Origin of the sequence: Pantoea sp. AN62 (assembly GCF_050432985.1) — a bacterium.
Classification (GTDB): Bacteria; Pseudomonadota; Gammaproteobacteria; order Enterobacterales; family Enterobacteriaceae; genus Pantoea; species Pantoea brenneri.
The window spans coordinates 25,089-39,491 of sequence record NZ_JBNPYB010000021.1 but is presented as its reverse complement, the minus strand read 5'-3'; the positions used below and the strand labels follow the sequence as shown (position 1 = coordinate 39,491).

The 14,403-nt window shown below is 57.6% G+C and carries 14 protein-coding genes and 1 pseudogene; 2 read left to right on the top strand and 13 right to left on the bottom strand.

Annotated features, from left to right (window positions below; translation table 11 throughout):
- Window positions 1-2: 2 nt before the first annotated feature.
- Window positions 3-491 carry a GNAT family N-acetyltransferase gene (locus FHW04_RS21165; protein WP_031377945.1) on the bottom strand — a complete coding sequence of 163 codons (489 nt, stop codon included), beginning with the start codon at window positions 489-491 and terminating at the stop codon, window positions 3-5.
- A 94-nt stretch (window positions 492-585) separates the two neighbouring features.
- On the opposite strand from FHW04_RS21165, the gene FHW04_RS21160 reads away from it, so the two are divergent.
- The gene (locus tag FHW04_RS21160; RefSeq protein WP_094106311.1) at window positions 586-1,530 is read left to right on the top strand and encodes a LysR family transcriptional regulator; all 945 of its coding nucleotides are present in this window, start codon (window positions 586-588) and stop codon (window positions 1,528-1,530) included.
- A gap of 32 nt (window positions 1,531-1,562) precedes the next feature.
- On the opposite strand, the gene FHW04_RS21155 is transcribed toward FHW04_RS21160, so the two are convergent.
- From FHW04_RS21155 to arnB, 8 genes are all read right to left on the bottom strand, one after another.
- Window positions 1,563-3,092: a Fic family protein gene (locus tag FHW04_RS21155; protein WP_089562412.1), complete on the bottom strand. Its 1,530-nt coding sequence runs from the start codon at window positions 3,090-3,092 to the stop codon at window positions 1,563-1,565.
- A gap of 358 nt (window positions 3,093-3,450) precedes the next feature.
- A complete protein-coding gene (gene arnF / locus FHW04_RS21150; protein ID WP_046289404.1) occupies window positions 3,451-3,819 on the bottom strand; it encodes a 4-amino-4-deoxy-L-arabinose-phosphoundecaprenol flippase subunit ArnF in 369 nt (122 codons plus the stop codon).
- Window positions 3,816-4,139, bottom strand: a complete 324-nt coding sequence (gene arnE / locus FHW04_RS21145) for a 4-amino-4-deoxy-L-arabinose-phosphoundecaprenol flippase subunit ArnE (protein ID WP_089562413.1) — start codon at window positions 4,137-4,139, stop codon at window positions 3,816-3,818. The genes arnF and arnE overlap by 4 nt, the downstream gene beginning before the upstream one ends.
- Window positions 4,139-5,800: a lipid IV(A) 4-amino-4-deoxy-L-arabinosyltransferase gene (arnT, locus tag FHW04_RS21140; protein WP_094106310.1), complete on the bottom strand. Its 1,662-nt coding sequence runs from the start codon at window positions 5,798-5,800 to the stop codon at window positions 4,139-4,141. The genes arnE and arnT overlap by 1 nt, the downstream gene beginning before the upstream one ends.
- Entirely contained in the window at window positions 5,791-6,708 is a 918-nt protein-coding gene (gene arnD, locus FHW04_RS21135) for a 4-deoxy-4-formamido-L-arabinose-phosphoundecaprenol deformylase (RefSeq protein WP_089562414.1), read from the bottom strand. The genes arnT and arnD overlap by 10 nt, the downstream gene beginning before the upstream one ends.
- A complete protein-coding gene (gene arnA, locus FHW04_RS21130) occupies window positions 6,705-8,687 on the bottom strand; it encodes a bifunctional UDP-4-amino-4-deoxy-L-arabinose formyltransferase/UDP-glucuronic acid oxidase ArnA (RefSeq protein ID WP_089562415.1) in 1,983 nt (660 codons plus the stop codon). The genes arnD and arnA overlap by 4 nt, the downstream gene beginning before the upstream one ends.
- Window positions 8,684-9,679 (bottom strand): undecaprenyl-phosphate 4-deoxy-4-formamido-L-arabinose transferase, encoded by a 996-nt coding sequence (gene arnC / locus FHW04_RS21125; protein ID WP_031377949.1) that lies wholly within the window; start codon window positions 9,677-9,679, stop codon window positions 8,684-8,686. The genes arnA and arnC overlap by 4 nt, the downstream gene beginning before the upstream one ends.
- On the bottom strand, window positions 9,672-10,817 hold the full coding sequence (gene arnB / locus FHW04_RS21120) for a UDP-4-amino-4-deoxy-L-arabinose aminotransferase (protein WP_031377950.1): 1,146 nt from the start codon (window positions 10,815-10,817) through the stop codon (window positions 9,672-9,674). The genes arnC and arnB overlap by 8 nt, the downstream gene beginning before the upstream one ends.
- A 777-nt stretch (window positions 10,818-11,594) precedes the next feature.
- On the opposite strand from arnB, the gene FHW04_RS21115 reads away from it, so the two are divergent.
- On the top strand, window positions 11,595-12,173 hold the full coding sequence (locus FHW04_RS21115) for a YceI family protein (protein ID WP_089562416.1): 579 nt from the start codon (window positions 11,595-11,597) through the stop codon (window positions 12,171-12,173).
- 17 nt (window positions 12,174-12,190) lie between these two features.
- Here FHW04_RS21115 and FHW04_RS21110 read toward each other — a convergent pair whose 3' ends face one another.
- The 4 genes and pseudogenes from FHW04_RS21110 to FHW04_RS21095 all read right to left on the bottom strand — a co-directional run bounded on the left by FHW04_RS21110 (window position 12,191) and on the right by FHW04_RS21095 (window position 14,260).
- Complete coding sequence (locus FHW04_RS21110) at window positions 12,191-12,970, bottom strand: anti-sigma factor family protein (RefSeq protein WP_089562417.1); 780 nt, start codon at window positions 12,968-12,970, stop codon at window positions 12,191-12,193.
- Entirely contained in the window at window positions 12,967-13,443 is a 477-nt protein-coding gene (locus tag FHW04_RS21105; protein ID WP_181956060.1) for a sigma-70 family RNA polymerase sigma factor, read from the bottom strand. The genes FHW04_RS21110 and FHW04_RS21105 overlap by 4 nt, the downstream gene beginning before the upstream one ends.
- A gap of 57 nt (window positions 13,444-13,500) precedes the next feature.
- Window positions 13,501-14,036, bottom strand: a pseudogene (locus FHW04_RS21100) (tetratricopeptide repeat protein).
- On the bottom strand, window positions 14,033-14,260 hold the full coding sequence (locus FHW04_RS21095; RefSeq protein ID WP_046289398.1) for a hypothetical protein: 228 nt from the start codon (window positions 14,258-14,260) through the stop codon (window positions 14,033-14,035). Before FHW04_RS21095 ends, FHW04_RS21100 begins: the two are co-directional and overlap by 4 nt.
- Window positions 14,261-14,403: the final 143 nt, after the last annotated feature.

The following is a 14,403-nucleotide window of genomic DNA, read 5'->3' as shown; positions in this document are numbered from 1 at the left end:
GTTCAGTTGAGTTCACGTGAGGCAAATCGCGCCAGCGCCGGGCCATCCAGCCGGTAGCGCACCCATTCACTCAGCGGAAGTGCATCAATACTCTGATAAAAATCTTTCGCGGATTTATCCCAGTCCAGCACATTCCACTCAATCCGGCTGCATTGCCGGCTGACTGCCAGCTGAGCAACGTAATGGAGCATCGCTTTGCCCGCACCTCTGCCGCGATAATCAGGCGTAAAGTAGAGGTCTTCCATATTCAGGCTCTGGCGGCCAATCCAGGTTGAAAAGCTCATCGAAATGACGCAGTAACCTGCAATCACCCCCTCAATTTCACAGATGTAGGCTTCTGCTGTGCTGTCAGCTCCAAACAGGGCGTGTCTGATTTCGTCAGCGTCCGGTATCGCCTGCAGGGGGGCTTCGCTGTATACGGATAAGCCGTTGATCATGTTATAGAGGGCATCCGTATCTTCCGGGCTGGCCTGGCGAATAATCACGCTCATAAATATTCTCTGATCAGTACTGTTTGATGCCCGTAAGGATAATCGCTATTCTTTAATGAATTAAGTGCAATAAAATCAATTACAGGTGAATTTCATGCATCATGTGCTGAGACGTCTCGATCTCAATCTTCTGCCTGTTTTCGATGCCGTCTACCGCCACCGCTCTGTCAGGCTGGCTGCGGTTGAACTCGCCATGAGTACTTCTGCGTTAAGCCATGCGTTAACCCGCCTGCGTGAATTCCTGAAAGATCCGCTGTTCTATCGCGAAGGGCATAAGATGTGTCCCAGCGTCTTTGCGCACCAGCTGGCACCGCATATTGCTGCCTCACTCGCGGTGCTCAATCAGCATCTCAGCCCGGTACAACCCTTTGATCCCCGGACCAGCACCCAATCTTTTCGGGTTGCCGTAACGGACTACACCGCTTTTTGTATCTTTCCGGAACTGATCAAAGCGCTGGAAAAAACCGCGCCCGGCGTTAATTTCGAACTCTGCCACCTGCCGCACAACCCGGCGCTGACAGAATTACTGGCCGGTGAGGTTGACCTGGCGTTGAGTTTTAGCGAGCCGGATGATGTCCGGCATCAGGATCTGGATGAGGTGGATTTATTCAGCGATGAATTTGTGGTGATCGGTAACATCAATCGCCAGAGCCTGACGCTTGAGGAGTATCTGGCCGCTGGTCATCTGGTGGTGACGCCGTGGAATGAAAAAAAAGGGCTGCTGGATACGCATCTTGCCCGGCTTGGGCTGACGCGCCGGATCGCGCTCAAAACCCCGTCAATGCTCAGTTCGCCGCACATTGTGGCGGAGAGTGAATTGCTGATGGCTATTCCCTCCTTTGTCGCCGGTAGAATTGCGCCGGTCGCGCAGGTCAGAATCTTCAGATTGCCCTTCCATGCGCCCCCTTTTACGGTAAAAATCTTTTCCCACCAACGCAGCGGCAAGAAATCCTCTACCGACTGGCTGAAGAACAATATTTTTCAGAGCATCCAGCGACAGAATCTGACGCTTAACCGGCAAGCCCAGCCGGTCGGCTAATGGCCTGATAGCCCTGCCACAGACGCTGCCGCCTAGCGCACCGGCTCTTCAAACGCCGATCTGACTGCCGCGATAATCCGCTGGGCTTTTTCGGCATCATCAAGCTGCGGGAAGGCCTTTTTCAGTTTGCCGGAAACCTGCCAGCCATTCTCTTTCAGCGAACGGATGATGCGGCTGGCATCCTGATCGGGCATCTCAATCACCTCTTTCAACCGCTCCTGCGCCCGCTGAAAAATCACCAGCACTCTGGCCTCATCTGCCATTTCGGTTCGCACCGTATGCTCGACCACCCGGGCGGTATACAGCACCTGTTCGGTCAGGTCGGGATAACGCCAGGCAAAACGCGCATCGTCATAGTCAGTGAAAACAAAGTTACTCAGCGTGCCATCTTCATAGGTGATCAGTTCAGCAAACCGATAGCTGCCGGCGTAGCGCCGCATCAGCCGTTTTGAAAAAACGTCCAGCGTGCGATCGTAGCCAGCGCGGAAATCAAGTGAACTGGTGATGGTAGCCGAGACCGGCAGAATAACGCCCTCCGGCACGGCATGGTCGCGGATCAGCGTATCGTTGATTAAAAAGCGGTGGATGCGGCCATTACCATCGCGCATCGGATGGATATAGACAAAACCAAAAGCGATCACGCCAGCCCGCGCCAGCGGTTCTGCCCCGCGCGTTGCCTGCTCGAAGGCTTTCAGGCCCTGCATAAAACGTGGAACATCGCTAAACTGCGGCGCAATGTAATGGACGATATCTTCGCGCATTGTCGCCTGACCGACAAATACCGGCGAGCGGCGCAGCCCCAGTCCGAGCGCATCGTGACCGAGAATGCCCTTCTGCAGGGTGTGCAGACTGGCATCGCTGAGCGGATCGTCAAGCTGGCCGCAATATTGCGCAATGACGTGCGCAAAACGCTGAATACGATCGGCCTGGCTGGCCTCTTTCTCTATCAGAAAGCTGGCGCGGGATTCCTTAAACGTCAGCCAGCTGGCGGTACGCAGCAGGATATCGGCACCAAACGCATTATCCAGCTCTGCGAGGGCGCTCTGCAGATCAAAAGCCAGCGCCTGTTCGGTGGCAGCCGTCCGACGCACTATCGGGCAGAAATCAATGCTGCCAGGCAGATTGTCATTGATGCGCCAGCGTTTTGACCGCTTGAGGCTGGTGCGGGTCAGGTAGGCCTTGGATGAAATCGCATCCACATAGCCGCCGTTGGTCACATCCGGCACTGCCAGCGTCTCGCCGGTCAGCCACTCATAGAAAAAACCGGCGCGGCGCGCATATTGCCCGTAAGGCTCACGGCGGCACCAGTTCTCCAGCGGTTCGGGGCCGATGGCTGCAAACAGGCGGGCAAAAAACTCCAGATGGATCTCTTCATATTTGAGACCAAAGGCGAAGTGACCAGCAATATCGTCTTCCGGGCGGTAGCTCGGCGGATAGCGGTTCTCTATCTGCCCCTGACTCTCGTGGCGGGATCGTACGGTGCCGATAAAGGACGCCACACGCAGCGGTTGCGCCAGTTCAATAGCATAACGTTCAGACAGCGCTTTAAAACCGACCAGCATGGGTTAAATCCTTTATCAGAAGACGAAAAACGATAATAAAAAGCAGATTTAACACGGAAATGATAATTTCGCCAGCTGCAGAACGTGAATGCGCGCGCGAAAAGGGTAATCAAAACGACATTAGCAGTGAAAATGATAACCGGCAGGCGTGGCGCAATTTCATCACCGCGCCAGTCGGGACAGCAGGGTAACCACCGGGAATGGGGATGGACGTAAGAGTAGAGAGGGAACGGACCGGCAAACCTTTCCCCGCCGATAAACTGCAGTAAAAGACCGGCATTGCCTGGTCAGACGGCAGATGCGTCCGTTGCCGTCTGACCACAGTAAAGTGACGCGAGCGGCCGGGGTGGTGAAGGTTTTATTCCTCCAGCACCAGACACGTTACCCCGAGAATGATAACGGCGATACCTGCCAGCCCGCGCCAGCTAAAAGGTTCATGGAAAAATGGCAGGCTGACAGCCGCCAGCCACACCAGCACATAGCTCAGGCTCAGCAGGGGATAAATCCGGCTGAGCGGAAAACTGTGCAGCGCCCGTAGCCAGCACAACATCGACAATCCGTAGGCCACGAGCCCGACCATCAGCAGCAGAACCGGCAACAGGGCAAACGGATTGCCGGATGAGATCGGTCCATACAAATCGGGCAGTTGCGGCATTGCCCAGCGCATCATCAGTTGGGCCGCTGACACCAGCAGCACGCTGCCCGCTATCCAGCCGTAGCCTTTCATAGCTGGCTGCCCATCAGCGTCACCCCAATTACCACCAGCAGCGTGCCGCCGATCTGGCGCAGCGTCAGGCGCTCACGCCAGATGATGCGCGCCGCCAGCGCAACAAAGATAAAATTGAGGCTCAGCATCGGATACGCCTGGCTGACCGGCACCCGCTGCAACACCGCCAGCCACAGGATCATAGCGATCCCCAGCAGCATTACGCTGCCCGCCAGCCAGCCAGAAACCGCCAGCCGGGAACCGCTGACCCGCGTGGCCTGTTTCTGACACAGCTGCGCGCTGCAGCTGAGCAGGCTCACCAGCACAATCAGCAGCACCATCAGGGAGTCTGACCATAATAGAGGCTGACCAGTCTGCCCTGACGATAAACCGCATCCGGTACCGGGATCGCCGCTCCGATATCGCTGTGCACCGAATCAACCAGCAACAGCAACGACACGCTACCGGTACGGCGATGCGCCGCGAGCCAGCCGCCCAGAGCGGCCTCGCTGACAAAGCGGGATTGCGCATCCGGATAGCCCAGCCCATATTCCAGTTCGCCTTTCTGGTCATAAAAACCGATATCGCTGCGCCGCAGATGCCAGGCAACCGCCGCGGCGACGCCCGGATTATCCGCCAGAATATAACGGCTGCCGGCCAGCCGATCGCTGATTGCCGCCACAAAATGCTGTGGCTGCTTGGCATCACGTATTTTATCCGGGATCACAGGGCCGATCGTCAGCGCAACGACTAACGGGCAAAGCGCCGCTGCCTGCCAGCGATGGCTGGCGTAACGGGTGCTGTACAGGCCGATCAGCGACCAGCTGAGGAACGCCAGCGCCGCCAGCGCCAGCTTGCTGTTTTCATCCGGCGCAAACAGCGGATGGTGTGTCAGGCTCCACGGTGCCAGCACCAGTAGCAAAGCAGCCAGCATCACCACGCCATACAGGGCATTCAGCCAGCCGTTGATCTTCAGCGCCCGCCCCGCCCGCTGCGCCGTCTGTAGTCCGTAGTGCGCCATCAGCAGCGACAGCGGCACAAAACAGGGCAGAATATAGGTCGGCAGTTTGCCTTTTGCCAGGCTAAAAAACAGCAGCGGCATCACCGTCCAGCTCAGCAGATAACGTGCGGCAGCCTGATACTGACCTTCGCGCCAGCCCGTCATCAGCGCACCGGGCAGCAGTCCCAGCCAGGGTAACGTCCCCAGCAGTAAAACCGGCAGGTAATACCAGAATGGCGCTTTGTGTTGCGCATTCGGTTCGGCAAAACGCTGAATATGCTCAACCCAGAAGAAGTAGTGCCAGAAATCGGGCGCCTGATGCCAGATCGCCAGCGCCCAGGGTGCGCTAATCGCGGCAGCCGCCAGCACCGCCAGCGGACCATAGAACAGCAGTTCAGTGCCCCGCCGACGCCAGACCGCCCACGGCAGAATCGCCAGCACCGGCACCGCCAGCGCCAGAAATCCTTTGGTCATGAATCCCATACCGCAGGCGAGGCCGAGCAGCAGGTAGCCACCGACCCGGGTGGTGCGCGCGTCAGATTGGGTTGCCAGCCAGTAGCTGCACATCGCCGCCGCCAGCCACAGCATCAGCATCGGATCGAGCACCGCATAGGTACCGATGCCGTAAACCAACAGAGAGCTGAGGAAAATCACCGCGCCCACCGCTGCCGTACGCCGTGAATCAAACAGCCGTTTGCCCAGCCAGTAAATGAGCGCGGCGGTCAGCGTGGTAGTGATTATCGATCCGGCCCGCACGCCAAAAAGAGTGTGACCAAACAGCCACTGGCACAGCGTGTTGACCCAATAGCCCGCCACGGGCTTTTCAAAATAGCGCAGGCCGAAAAAATGCGGTACCACCCAGTCACCGGTCGCCAGCATCTCGCGGCTGATCTCAGCATAGCGGGTTTCATCCGGCTGCCAGAGATCGCGAAACATCGGCGGGATCAGGTAATACAGGGCAAAAAAACCCAAAAAAAGCAGCCGTTTGCTGGTTATCCGCATCGGGGCTCTTTCACCTCATCAATCAGTTTCTGACAGCCCAGCCACCCTTCCCGCCCGGCAATTTCGCCTCTCACCACTTTGCCGCGCGGCAGGGTTGAGAGATCGGCAGGCAACAGCGCGCTTAACGGGCAAAACTCAATGCCGTTGCGGCCCGCCCACGTCAGCAGCGTGGCAAAGTCCTGATAGCCGACAATGCCTTCCACCTCGGCATGAATGGTGTAAACCGGCGTTTCCCCGGCGGAGAGCATCTGCTCGAGGATATAGCCATTGAAACCGTTCGCACTGACCTGTCGGCCCACTACTTCATCCCAGGTGGGCAGCGTGACCGGTATCTGTACCGTGCCGGGCTGCCCGTCAGGCAGTATCGGCAGGAACGGGCCGCTGCCACGGCAGTCGCTGTTGTAGTGAAAGCCAAAGTTCTGTTTAGCAGCCATCACCCGCCCATCGGCGCGCCAGCCTGCGGCGGCCGAGCAGCTGATGGGCTGACCCAGGATCTCGCTCAGCGTCTCGTTGCCGCGGGCTATCTGCTCAATCAGTTTCTCTTCCGGCCAGACACCGGCCCAGGTTTGCCAGGCAAAATGATCCCAGGCGTGCAGTCCGACCTCATGCTGCCGGGCCGTCTCCTGCATAATGCGACTCAGGCCGCGCCCAATCGGCTTGCCCGGCCAGGCGGTGCCGGCCAGCAGGATGTCCCAGCCGTACAGCGAGGCGGCGCGCGAACGCATCATTTTCCACAGAAAAGCCGGCTTAATCAGACGCCACAGATGGCGTCCCATGTTGTCGGGTCCGACACTGAAGAAAAAACTGGCGCGTATGGCGTGCTGCCTGAACAGCGCCAGCAGCGCCGGTACGCCCTGCTGCGTGCCGCGCCAGGTATCCACGTCAATCCGCAGACCGATCCTTTTCATCGATGATCAGCCTGCTGCTCAAGGGTTCGCAGGAAGAAGTCGAGCGTATTATCGATGGTGGTATCCATCGTCACGGTCGGCGTCCAGCCCAGCAGCCGGCGCGCGTTGCGGATCGCCGGTTTGCGGTGCTCGACATCCTGATAGCCTTTGCCGTAGTAGCTGCTGCTCTCCACCTCACGGAAACCGGCAAACGGCGGGAACTGGTGACGCAATGGATGACGTTCGAAGCTGGCCAGCAGCTGCTCTGCCAGCTCTTTAATGCTGGCTTCGTTATCCGGGTTGCCAATGTTGATGATTTGACCATCACAGTTCTGCTGCTTGTTTTCGATAATCCGGAACAGCGCTTCCACCCCATCCTGAATGTCGGTAAAGCAGCGCTTCTGCCTGCCGCCATCTATCAGCTTGATCGGAGAACCCTCGACCAGGTTGAGGATCAACTGGGTGATGGCGCGTGAACTGCCGATGCGCGCCGCATTGAGGTTATCCAGCCGCGGTCCCATCCAGTTGAACGGACGGAACAGGGTGAAACGCAGCCCTTCTTTCTCGCCGTAGGCCCAGATCACCCGATCCAGCAGCTGTTTTGATACCGAATAGATCCAGCGCTGCTTGTTAATCGGTCCGACCACCAGATTGGAGCAGTCCTCATCAAAGCTGGCGTCGGTACACATGCCGTACACCTCCGAGGTAGAGGGGAAAATGATGCGCTTTTGATACTTCACGCAGTCGCGGATGATTTTGAGGTTCTCCTCGAAATCCAGCTCAAACACCCGCAGCGGATTACGGGTGTATTCGATCGGTGTCGCAATCGCCACCAGCGGCAGAATGACGTCACATTTCTTAATGTGGTACTCAATCCACTCGGAATGGATAGCGATATCCCCCTCGACAAAGTGAAAGTGTGGATGATCGAGAAAACGGCTGATGGCATCGGAACTGATATCCAGTCCATAAACCTCAAAGTGGTCATCCTGTAATAGCCGTTCGGTGAGATGGTTACCGATAAAGCCGTTTACGCCGAGGATCAACACCCGGGTACGGCGCTGCAGTACCGACTGCGGTTGCGAGTAGAGCAGCGCGCCCGGCACCATCCCTAAGCTTTGCGCCAGCTGGCTGCCGTTCATGTAGACGCCATGCTCAGACTGCCCGGTCTGGATCTCCAGCGCGCCGTCACCACAGGCGATCAGAAAAGGGTGTTTCGACAGCACCGTGCCCGGCCTGGCGTGGTGTTGTTGCGGATGAACCCGGCTCTTCCAGACGATAAATTTTACCGAGCCGGCAAAGGCGAAGGCGCCCGGCCAGGGATCGGTGACTGCCCTGACCAGATTGTGAATCGCCTGCGCCGGCTGATGCCAGTCGATGCGGCCATCTTCGGCGGTGCGCCGTCCAACCCGGCTAGCCTGGCTCTCCTCCTGCGGCCATTCGCTGATTTGCCCGCGACGCAGATCGGGCAGCAGATCGTTCAGCAGCTGTTCCGCCGCCGCCGACAGTTTGCGGTGCAGGGTCAGCGCCGTGTCCTGATCCTCAATCGCCACCCGCTGCTGCGCCAGGATATTACCGGCATCGGCCCGTTTCACCATCCGGTGCAGGGTGACGCCGGTCTCGCGCTCGCCATTGATCAACGCCCAGTTGAGCGGTGCCCGGCCCCGATATTTTGGCAGCAGCGAACCGTGCAGATTAAACGCGCCATGACGGGCGCACTGCAAAATCTCGTCGCTCAGCAGATGCCGGTAGTAGAACGAAAAAATCATGTCGGGTGCCAGAGTGCGGATGCGGTCAAGCCAGATCGGATGGTTCGCCTCGTCCGGGGCATAGACCGGGATACCATGCTCAGCCGCCAGCCGCGCCACCGATCCGAAAAAGTGATTTTCGGTCGCCTCATCGTTGTGGGTAAAAATGGCGGCGATCTCATAGCCAGCATTCAGCAACGCCGTGATACCAACACAGCCCATGTCGTGGTAGGCGAAAACGAGGGTCTTCATAGTGAACTTTCCTGTACTGATGGCTGTACTGAAGGCGCTTGCGGAGCCTTAACAACCCGTTGAACGAAATAGCGCGGACGCGCCCGAACATCGTTATAAATACGCCCGATATACTCACCGAGCAGGCCCATACCGACGAACTGCGCGCCGATAAACATGAACAGCACGGCGAACAACACGAAAACGCCGTCGCCCGCCCAGGCGGCGCCAAAGAACAGCCGCAGCACAATTAACACCAGGGAAAAGGCGAAGCCGGTCAGCGCAATCAGGCTGCCGACCACGCTGAGCAAGCGCAGTGGCGTGGTGGTCAGGCAGGTCACCAGGTCATACATCAGGTTGATCAGCCGCATGAAGCTGTATTTCGAGTCGCCAAACGCCCGTTCGGCGTGGATGACCGGCAGCTCAATGGTGTGGCGGGCAAAGGTATTCGCCAGTATCGGAATAAAGGTGCTGCGTTCGTGGCAGTTGAGCATCGCATCGACAATATGACGACGGTAGGCGCGTAACATGCAGCCGTAATCGCCCATCGCCTGGCCGGTCACCCGCTGGATCAGCCGATTGAGGGTGCGGGAGGCCTGACGACGGAACCAGCTATCCTGCCGCTGTTGCCGCACGGTCCCGACCACGTCATAACCCTGACGGGCGGCGTCAACCAGCCGCGGGATCTCTTCCGGCGGATTTTGCAGATCGGCATCAAGCGTGACAATGACGTCGCCGCGGACGTGGCTGAAGCCCGCCATGATGGCGGAGTGCTGACCATAATTACGGTTGAGCAGCACCCCAATCACCGGGCTATCCGGAAGGGCTGCCGCCTGTTCAATGACCTCTGCTGAGCGATCGCTGCTGCCGTCATCAACCAGCAGGATTTCATACTCCAGTTCCAGCGGATCACAGGCTGCGCGGGTGCGGCGAATCAGTTCAGGCAGACTCTCCTGCTCGTTGTAGACCGGGATAACCACGGACAGCAGGTTGATGGGTTTTACGTCACGCATTACAGGCTCCCGCAATGTCATGCAACGCCGCGATCACCCGTTCCACATCCTGATCGGTCATGCCGGGGAACAGCGGGATCGAACACATTTGCTGGCTGTTGCGTTCACTGGCAGGCAAACGCAGCTGCGGGTAGTGCTCACGGTAATATTTGTGGGTATGGGCAGCGCGGAAATGCAGTCCCGATCCTATCTCCCGCGCTTTCAGCGCCTGCATAAACGCATCGCGTGACAGTCCGCAGCGCGACTCATCGATGCGCAGAATAAACAGATGCCACGCATGCTGATGCGGCCAGTCGGGCAGCGACAGTGGCGTGAACGGCAGCGTTTGCAGGGCATCCAGATAGCGCCGGGCAATCTCACTGCGGCGCGCGATAAAACCCGGCAGTTTTTTTAACTGCACCAGCGCTATCGCGGCGCTGATGTCAGGCAGGTTGTATTTAAAGCCCGGCATCATCACTTCAGCCTGCGGCTGGCGGCCGTGAGTCTGGCGGTCGAAGGCATCAACCGCCAGACCGTGAAACTTCAGGCTGCGGATCCGATCGGCCAGCGCGGCGTCATCCGTCACCACCAAGCCGCCCTCCGCGCAGGTGATATTTTTAATCGCATGAAAGGAAAAAATCGCGGTGCCCTGATGCCCGACATGCTGGCCATGATAAGTGGTACCGACCGCATGGGCGGCGTCTTCGATCACCGCAATGCCGTGCTGGCGCGCCAGCTGATAAATCGGCTCCAGATCCACCGGCACACCGGCGTAGTGCACCGGTATAATGGCGCGGGTGCGCGGCGTGATGGCGCGGGCAATCTGCCCGGGCATCACCATCAGATGATCCGGGTCCACATCAATCATCACCGGCGTTGCCCCAAGCAGGGTGATCAGATTGAGGGTGGAAACCCAGGTCATCGACGGGGTAATCACCTCATCGCCCGGCTGAATGCCGAGGGCCATCAGCGTGACGTGCATCCCCGCCGTCGCCGAACTGACGGCGATTGCATGCTGATTGCCGGTCAGCTGAATAAATGCCTGCTCCAGCTCGGCGCATTTCGCGCCGGTGGTTATCCAGCCGGAGTCAAAAACCGCTTTTACGGCGGCCAGTTCCTCATCGCCAAACGCGGGGCGTGAAAAAGGCAAAAATGCCATGGTGAAGCTCCTGCAGTTCTACAGAATAAACAGGCACGCACGGTTAATCATGCGCAACGCCAGTAATAGCGAGGAAATAGCGAATCTCCCGCCGACACCCTTTCAAAACAGAGCACGTTGATCTTCTTAATAAATTAAAAATATCAGACTGGTGATACACGCTAACGCACAAAAGTTAACTAAACATTAAATGAAGTGGGTTAAATCCAATAAAATAAAAACAGTTTCATTTAATGATTTCTGGAAAAGTTCAGTTATTTAATATTAATAATCATATCGATTGCCACTCTCTCCATTTTATTGACAATACGTTTATAATCGATGAATATCAGGAGAGTTAATGGCTTTGTCATAAAATTGAATTAATAACCAGAATTCGATTAAAATGCGTTTGTTTTCATAATGATAAAAATAGTCCCGACACGCAAAATGAATTAAAAACCGCTGTAACTCACACGGAAGAATAATTTGAGAAGAAATGTTATCAGCTTAAGGTTTTCTTAATATTAGCCATGCCGGTTTACGCACGCACTGTACTCACCTGTTAACCGTGCGTTGAGATCGATGTTGTTAGCACCCGGCTATTCCCCCGCAGGCCAGCGGTTTCAGTTGCGAAAATATGCTGATGGCGGTCAGGCGCGGTGCCGGGCAATAACGCTGTTCGCGCTACTGGCCGGAGTTATTCAGGCGATAGTAAAGCTGGCCGTGCGATAAAATGAATACATTCAGCCCGACAGACGTTAACACCTTACCTGCACGTATAAAGAGAGCCATCTGATGATCCGCACCGCCTGTCTGTTAAGCCTGAGCTGTTTCTTAAGCGCGTCGCTTCACGCCGCGCCGATCACCTACGCCATCGCCACCGATAAAACTGCCATCGGGCTGTCGTGGCGTGCCTTTGGCCACAGCTTTTCACAGGCGCATCTTGAAGGCGTGACCGGTACCGTGACGCTGAACCCCGATCAGGACAGGGACGATCGTGTTGAGGTGAATATTCCCGTCGATACGCTGGTCGCCTCAAATACGTTATTAACCTGGCAGCTAAAAAGTGACATGTTCTTTGATGCGCAGCATTACCCGGGGATTCGCTTCGTCAGCAGCCGGGTTGCCGCGCTGGGAGCGGGGGAATACCGAATCTTTGGTGTCCTGACGGTGAAAGATGTCAGCCGTCCGGTGGTGATGCTGGCGACACTGGAGGGTGGCCAGCCGCTCACGTCTTCATCACAGTCGCTGACGCTGCATGCCAGCACCGCGATATCCCGCACCGCCTTCCGGGTTGACCGGCTGGTCGGGATAGTCGATGACCGCGTGGCGATTGCCCTTACCATCACGGCTCAGACGAAGTCCCCATTATAACCGCTGTGCAATCAGCCTCAGCGCAGCGCTGACCGTAATGCTTCGGCGATTGCGGCCAGTTGCCGCGGTGGATTACGGCCGATCAGTACAAACTGATGTCGCTGATCTGCCCACCAGGCGAGCTGCATACCGTGGCGCTGCTCGCGCTGAACGACATGGCTTGCCTGCGTTTCGGGCGAGATACAAAGCGCCAGCGGGCCGAAATCGGCGTGTAGCCAGGCAATCTGCGCAATTGAGGTGCGCTCATAGCGCAGCATCCGCACCATTTTCAGCTCAGCCTGCGGCAGGTGCAGCTGCTGTTGCGTAATCTGCAGGCCCAAATCGAGCCGGGTGCGATCCAGGCCACGTTGCAACAGATCGGGATCGCCCGGCGTATCCGCCAGGGTTTCCGCACTGTAAAGTGACATGTAGCGCGCCTCAAGATCGCGGACATTCTGGCTTTCGTCGGCGCTTTCCGGTGCCGGGCGGCCCAGTAAACCGAGACCACTTCCCACCAGCAGAAAGCTCACCGAGGCGGCAATCAGCGCACGGCGACTGTAGCCAGCCACGGGTGACGCCGGCGACAGCGCCGCCAGCCGCTGCGCCATTATTTGCTGCGGCGCCTGTTCCAGTAACGGTGCAAAAGCCTGCTGAAAATCGATGCTGCCATTACGCAGTTCCTCAACCCGTGCCGCCAGCAGCGGATCACGCACGATATCCTGCTCAAACTGCACCGCATCGTGACGGCTCATCTCACCATCCAGCCAGGCGACAATCGCTTCGTCGCGCCACGGCGGCATAAAATTCCCTGTGGTCATAGCCGTTTCTCCTGCGGGACGGGCGGGGCCGTGGTTGTTTTCGCCAGCGTGGCGCGGGCGGCGGCCAGACGGCTCATAATAGTGCCAATCGGTACCGATACCGTATCGGCCGCTTCCTGATAGGAGAGCCCTTCCACGTAAACCAGGAACAGGGCATTCCGCTGCGCTTCGGGCAGCGCGTTGACCTGCTGCATGATGCGCCGGAAATGGCGGTTATCATCATCTGCGGGGTGCGTATCGGCAGCCAGCAGCAGATCGGGATCGACAAAACCCTGTCCCTGCCGGACTTTACGCGCGCGCAAATCACTGACCCAGATAGAGTGCAGAATAGAGAACAGCCACCTGTCAATGCGGGTGCCCGGCGTATACTGCGCGCTCCGCTCCAGCGCGCGCACGCAGGTCGACTGCACCAGCTCTTCGGCCAGATCGCGGTTGTGCGACAGCACATAGCCATAACGCCAGAGGCGCGTCAGGTGCGCCGCAAGGTGCTGTCGGACGTCGCTATAGGTAATTTTGCTCTCCCCCACCGATCAGGTTTCAGGATGCCCGTTGATGGCTGCCTGCAGATCACGATATTCCTCGCAATCTGTACCGCAAATTCCGGCAATGGTTTTTAACTGCTCGCGCGCCAGATCGGGACGCCCTTTGATCATCCAGGCTTCACCAAGATATTCGCGCACTTTAGCGTAACGCGGATCGATCGCAATGGCGCGCTGGTAATAACCAATCCCTTCATCGGTGCGGCCCAGCTTGCGGGTGGCATAACCGCGATAATTCCACGCCTCGCGCGTATCCGGATTTTTCAGCGTATCCAGCAGGTTCAGTGCCGCCTGATATTCGCCTTTTTCGCCAGATGGTAGGCGTAGCGCGTTTTATCCTCATCGCTGAGCATGCTGGTCTTTTCCGGCACGCAGGCTTTGGTTTTACCGTTATAAACCTGCCCTTTGGGGCAGTCCGGCACCTTTGTATCACTGTCATTATCGCCCATCGCCATACTCAGCGGCGCGTGCAGGGTGAGCAGCAGTACGGGAACGGCAAACAGGCGGACGCCATAGCACTTTTTCATGATTGATCCTTGAATCGCTGAGTTAGCACGACGAGGCAGTACTCTGTCGCGAGGGTGAAAATATTGACGGTGCGCGGCCAGCGCAGGCGGGCCTTCAGCGTCTGAACGATTTCACGTTGCCGGCTGTCGTGCTCAGGCAGCGCCCGGCGAAGCGCAGTGCCACGCGCGGCCGTCAACATGGAAAAAGAGACCTGTCGGGCCGGGAAGAAACGAACAGAGGGCATCGTCGTTGTCCTGAAAAGGTTCACTGAGCAGTAAACACTTCACCGCCGGTTTCTATTCGATAATTTTTTTGTCACTGCGGTGGAGGGCGGCAGCGAGTCAGGCGCATGCCAGGCACGGGATAATCAGCAGCGCGGGCTGAAGC

Coding starts and splice junctions, on each gene's coding strand:
- FHW04_RS21165 (WP_031377945.1), bottom strand. CDS start 491: ATGAGCGTGATTATTCGCCAGGCCAGCCCGGAAGATACGGATGCCCTC.
- FHW04_RS21160 (WP_094106311.1), top strand. CDS start 586: ATGCATCATGTGCTGAGACGTCTCGATCTCAATCTTCTGCCTGTTTTC.
- FHW04_RS21155 (WP_089562412.1), bottom strand. CDS start 3,092: ATGCTGGTCGGTTTTAAAGCGCTGTCTGAACGTTATGCTATTGAACTG.
- arnF (WP_046289404.1), bottom strand. CDS start 3,819: ATGAAAGGCTACGGCTGGATAGCGGGCAGCGTGCTGCTGGTGTCAGCG.
- arnE (WP_089562413.1), bottom strand. CDS start 4,139: ATGGTGCTGCTGATTGTGCTGGTGAGCCTGCTCAGCTGCAGCGCGCAG.
- arnT (WP_094106310.1), bottom strand. CDS start 5,800: ATGCGGATAACCAGCAAACGGCTGCTTTTTTTGGGTTTTTTTGCCCTG.
- arnD (WP_089562414.1), bottom strand. CDS start 6,708: ATGAAAAGGATCGGTCTGCGGATTGACGTGGATACCTGGCGCGGCACG.
- arnA (WP_089562415.1), bottom strand. CDS start 8,687: ATGAAGACCCTCGTTTTCGCCTACCACGACATGGGCTGTGTTGGTATC.
- arnC (WP_031377949.1), bottom strand. CDS start 9,679: ATGCGTGACGTAAAACCCATCAACCTGCTGTCCGTGGTTATCCCGGTC.
- arnB (WP_031377950.1), bottom strand. CDS start 10,817: ATGGCATTTTTGCCTTTTTCACGCCCCGCGTTTGGCGATGAGGAACTG.
- FHW04_RS21115 (WP_089562416.1), top strand. CDS start 11,595: ATGATCCGCACCGCCTGTCTGTTAAGCCTGAGCTGTTTCTTAAGCGCG.
- FHW04_RS21110 (WP_089562417.1), bottom strand. CDS start 12,970: ATGACCACAGGGAATTTTATGCCGCCGTGGCGCGACGAAGCGATTGTC.
- FHW04_RS21095 (WP_046289398.1), bottom strand. CDS start 14,260: ATGCCCTCTGTTCGTTTCTTCCCGGCCCGACAGGTCTCTTTTTCCATG.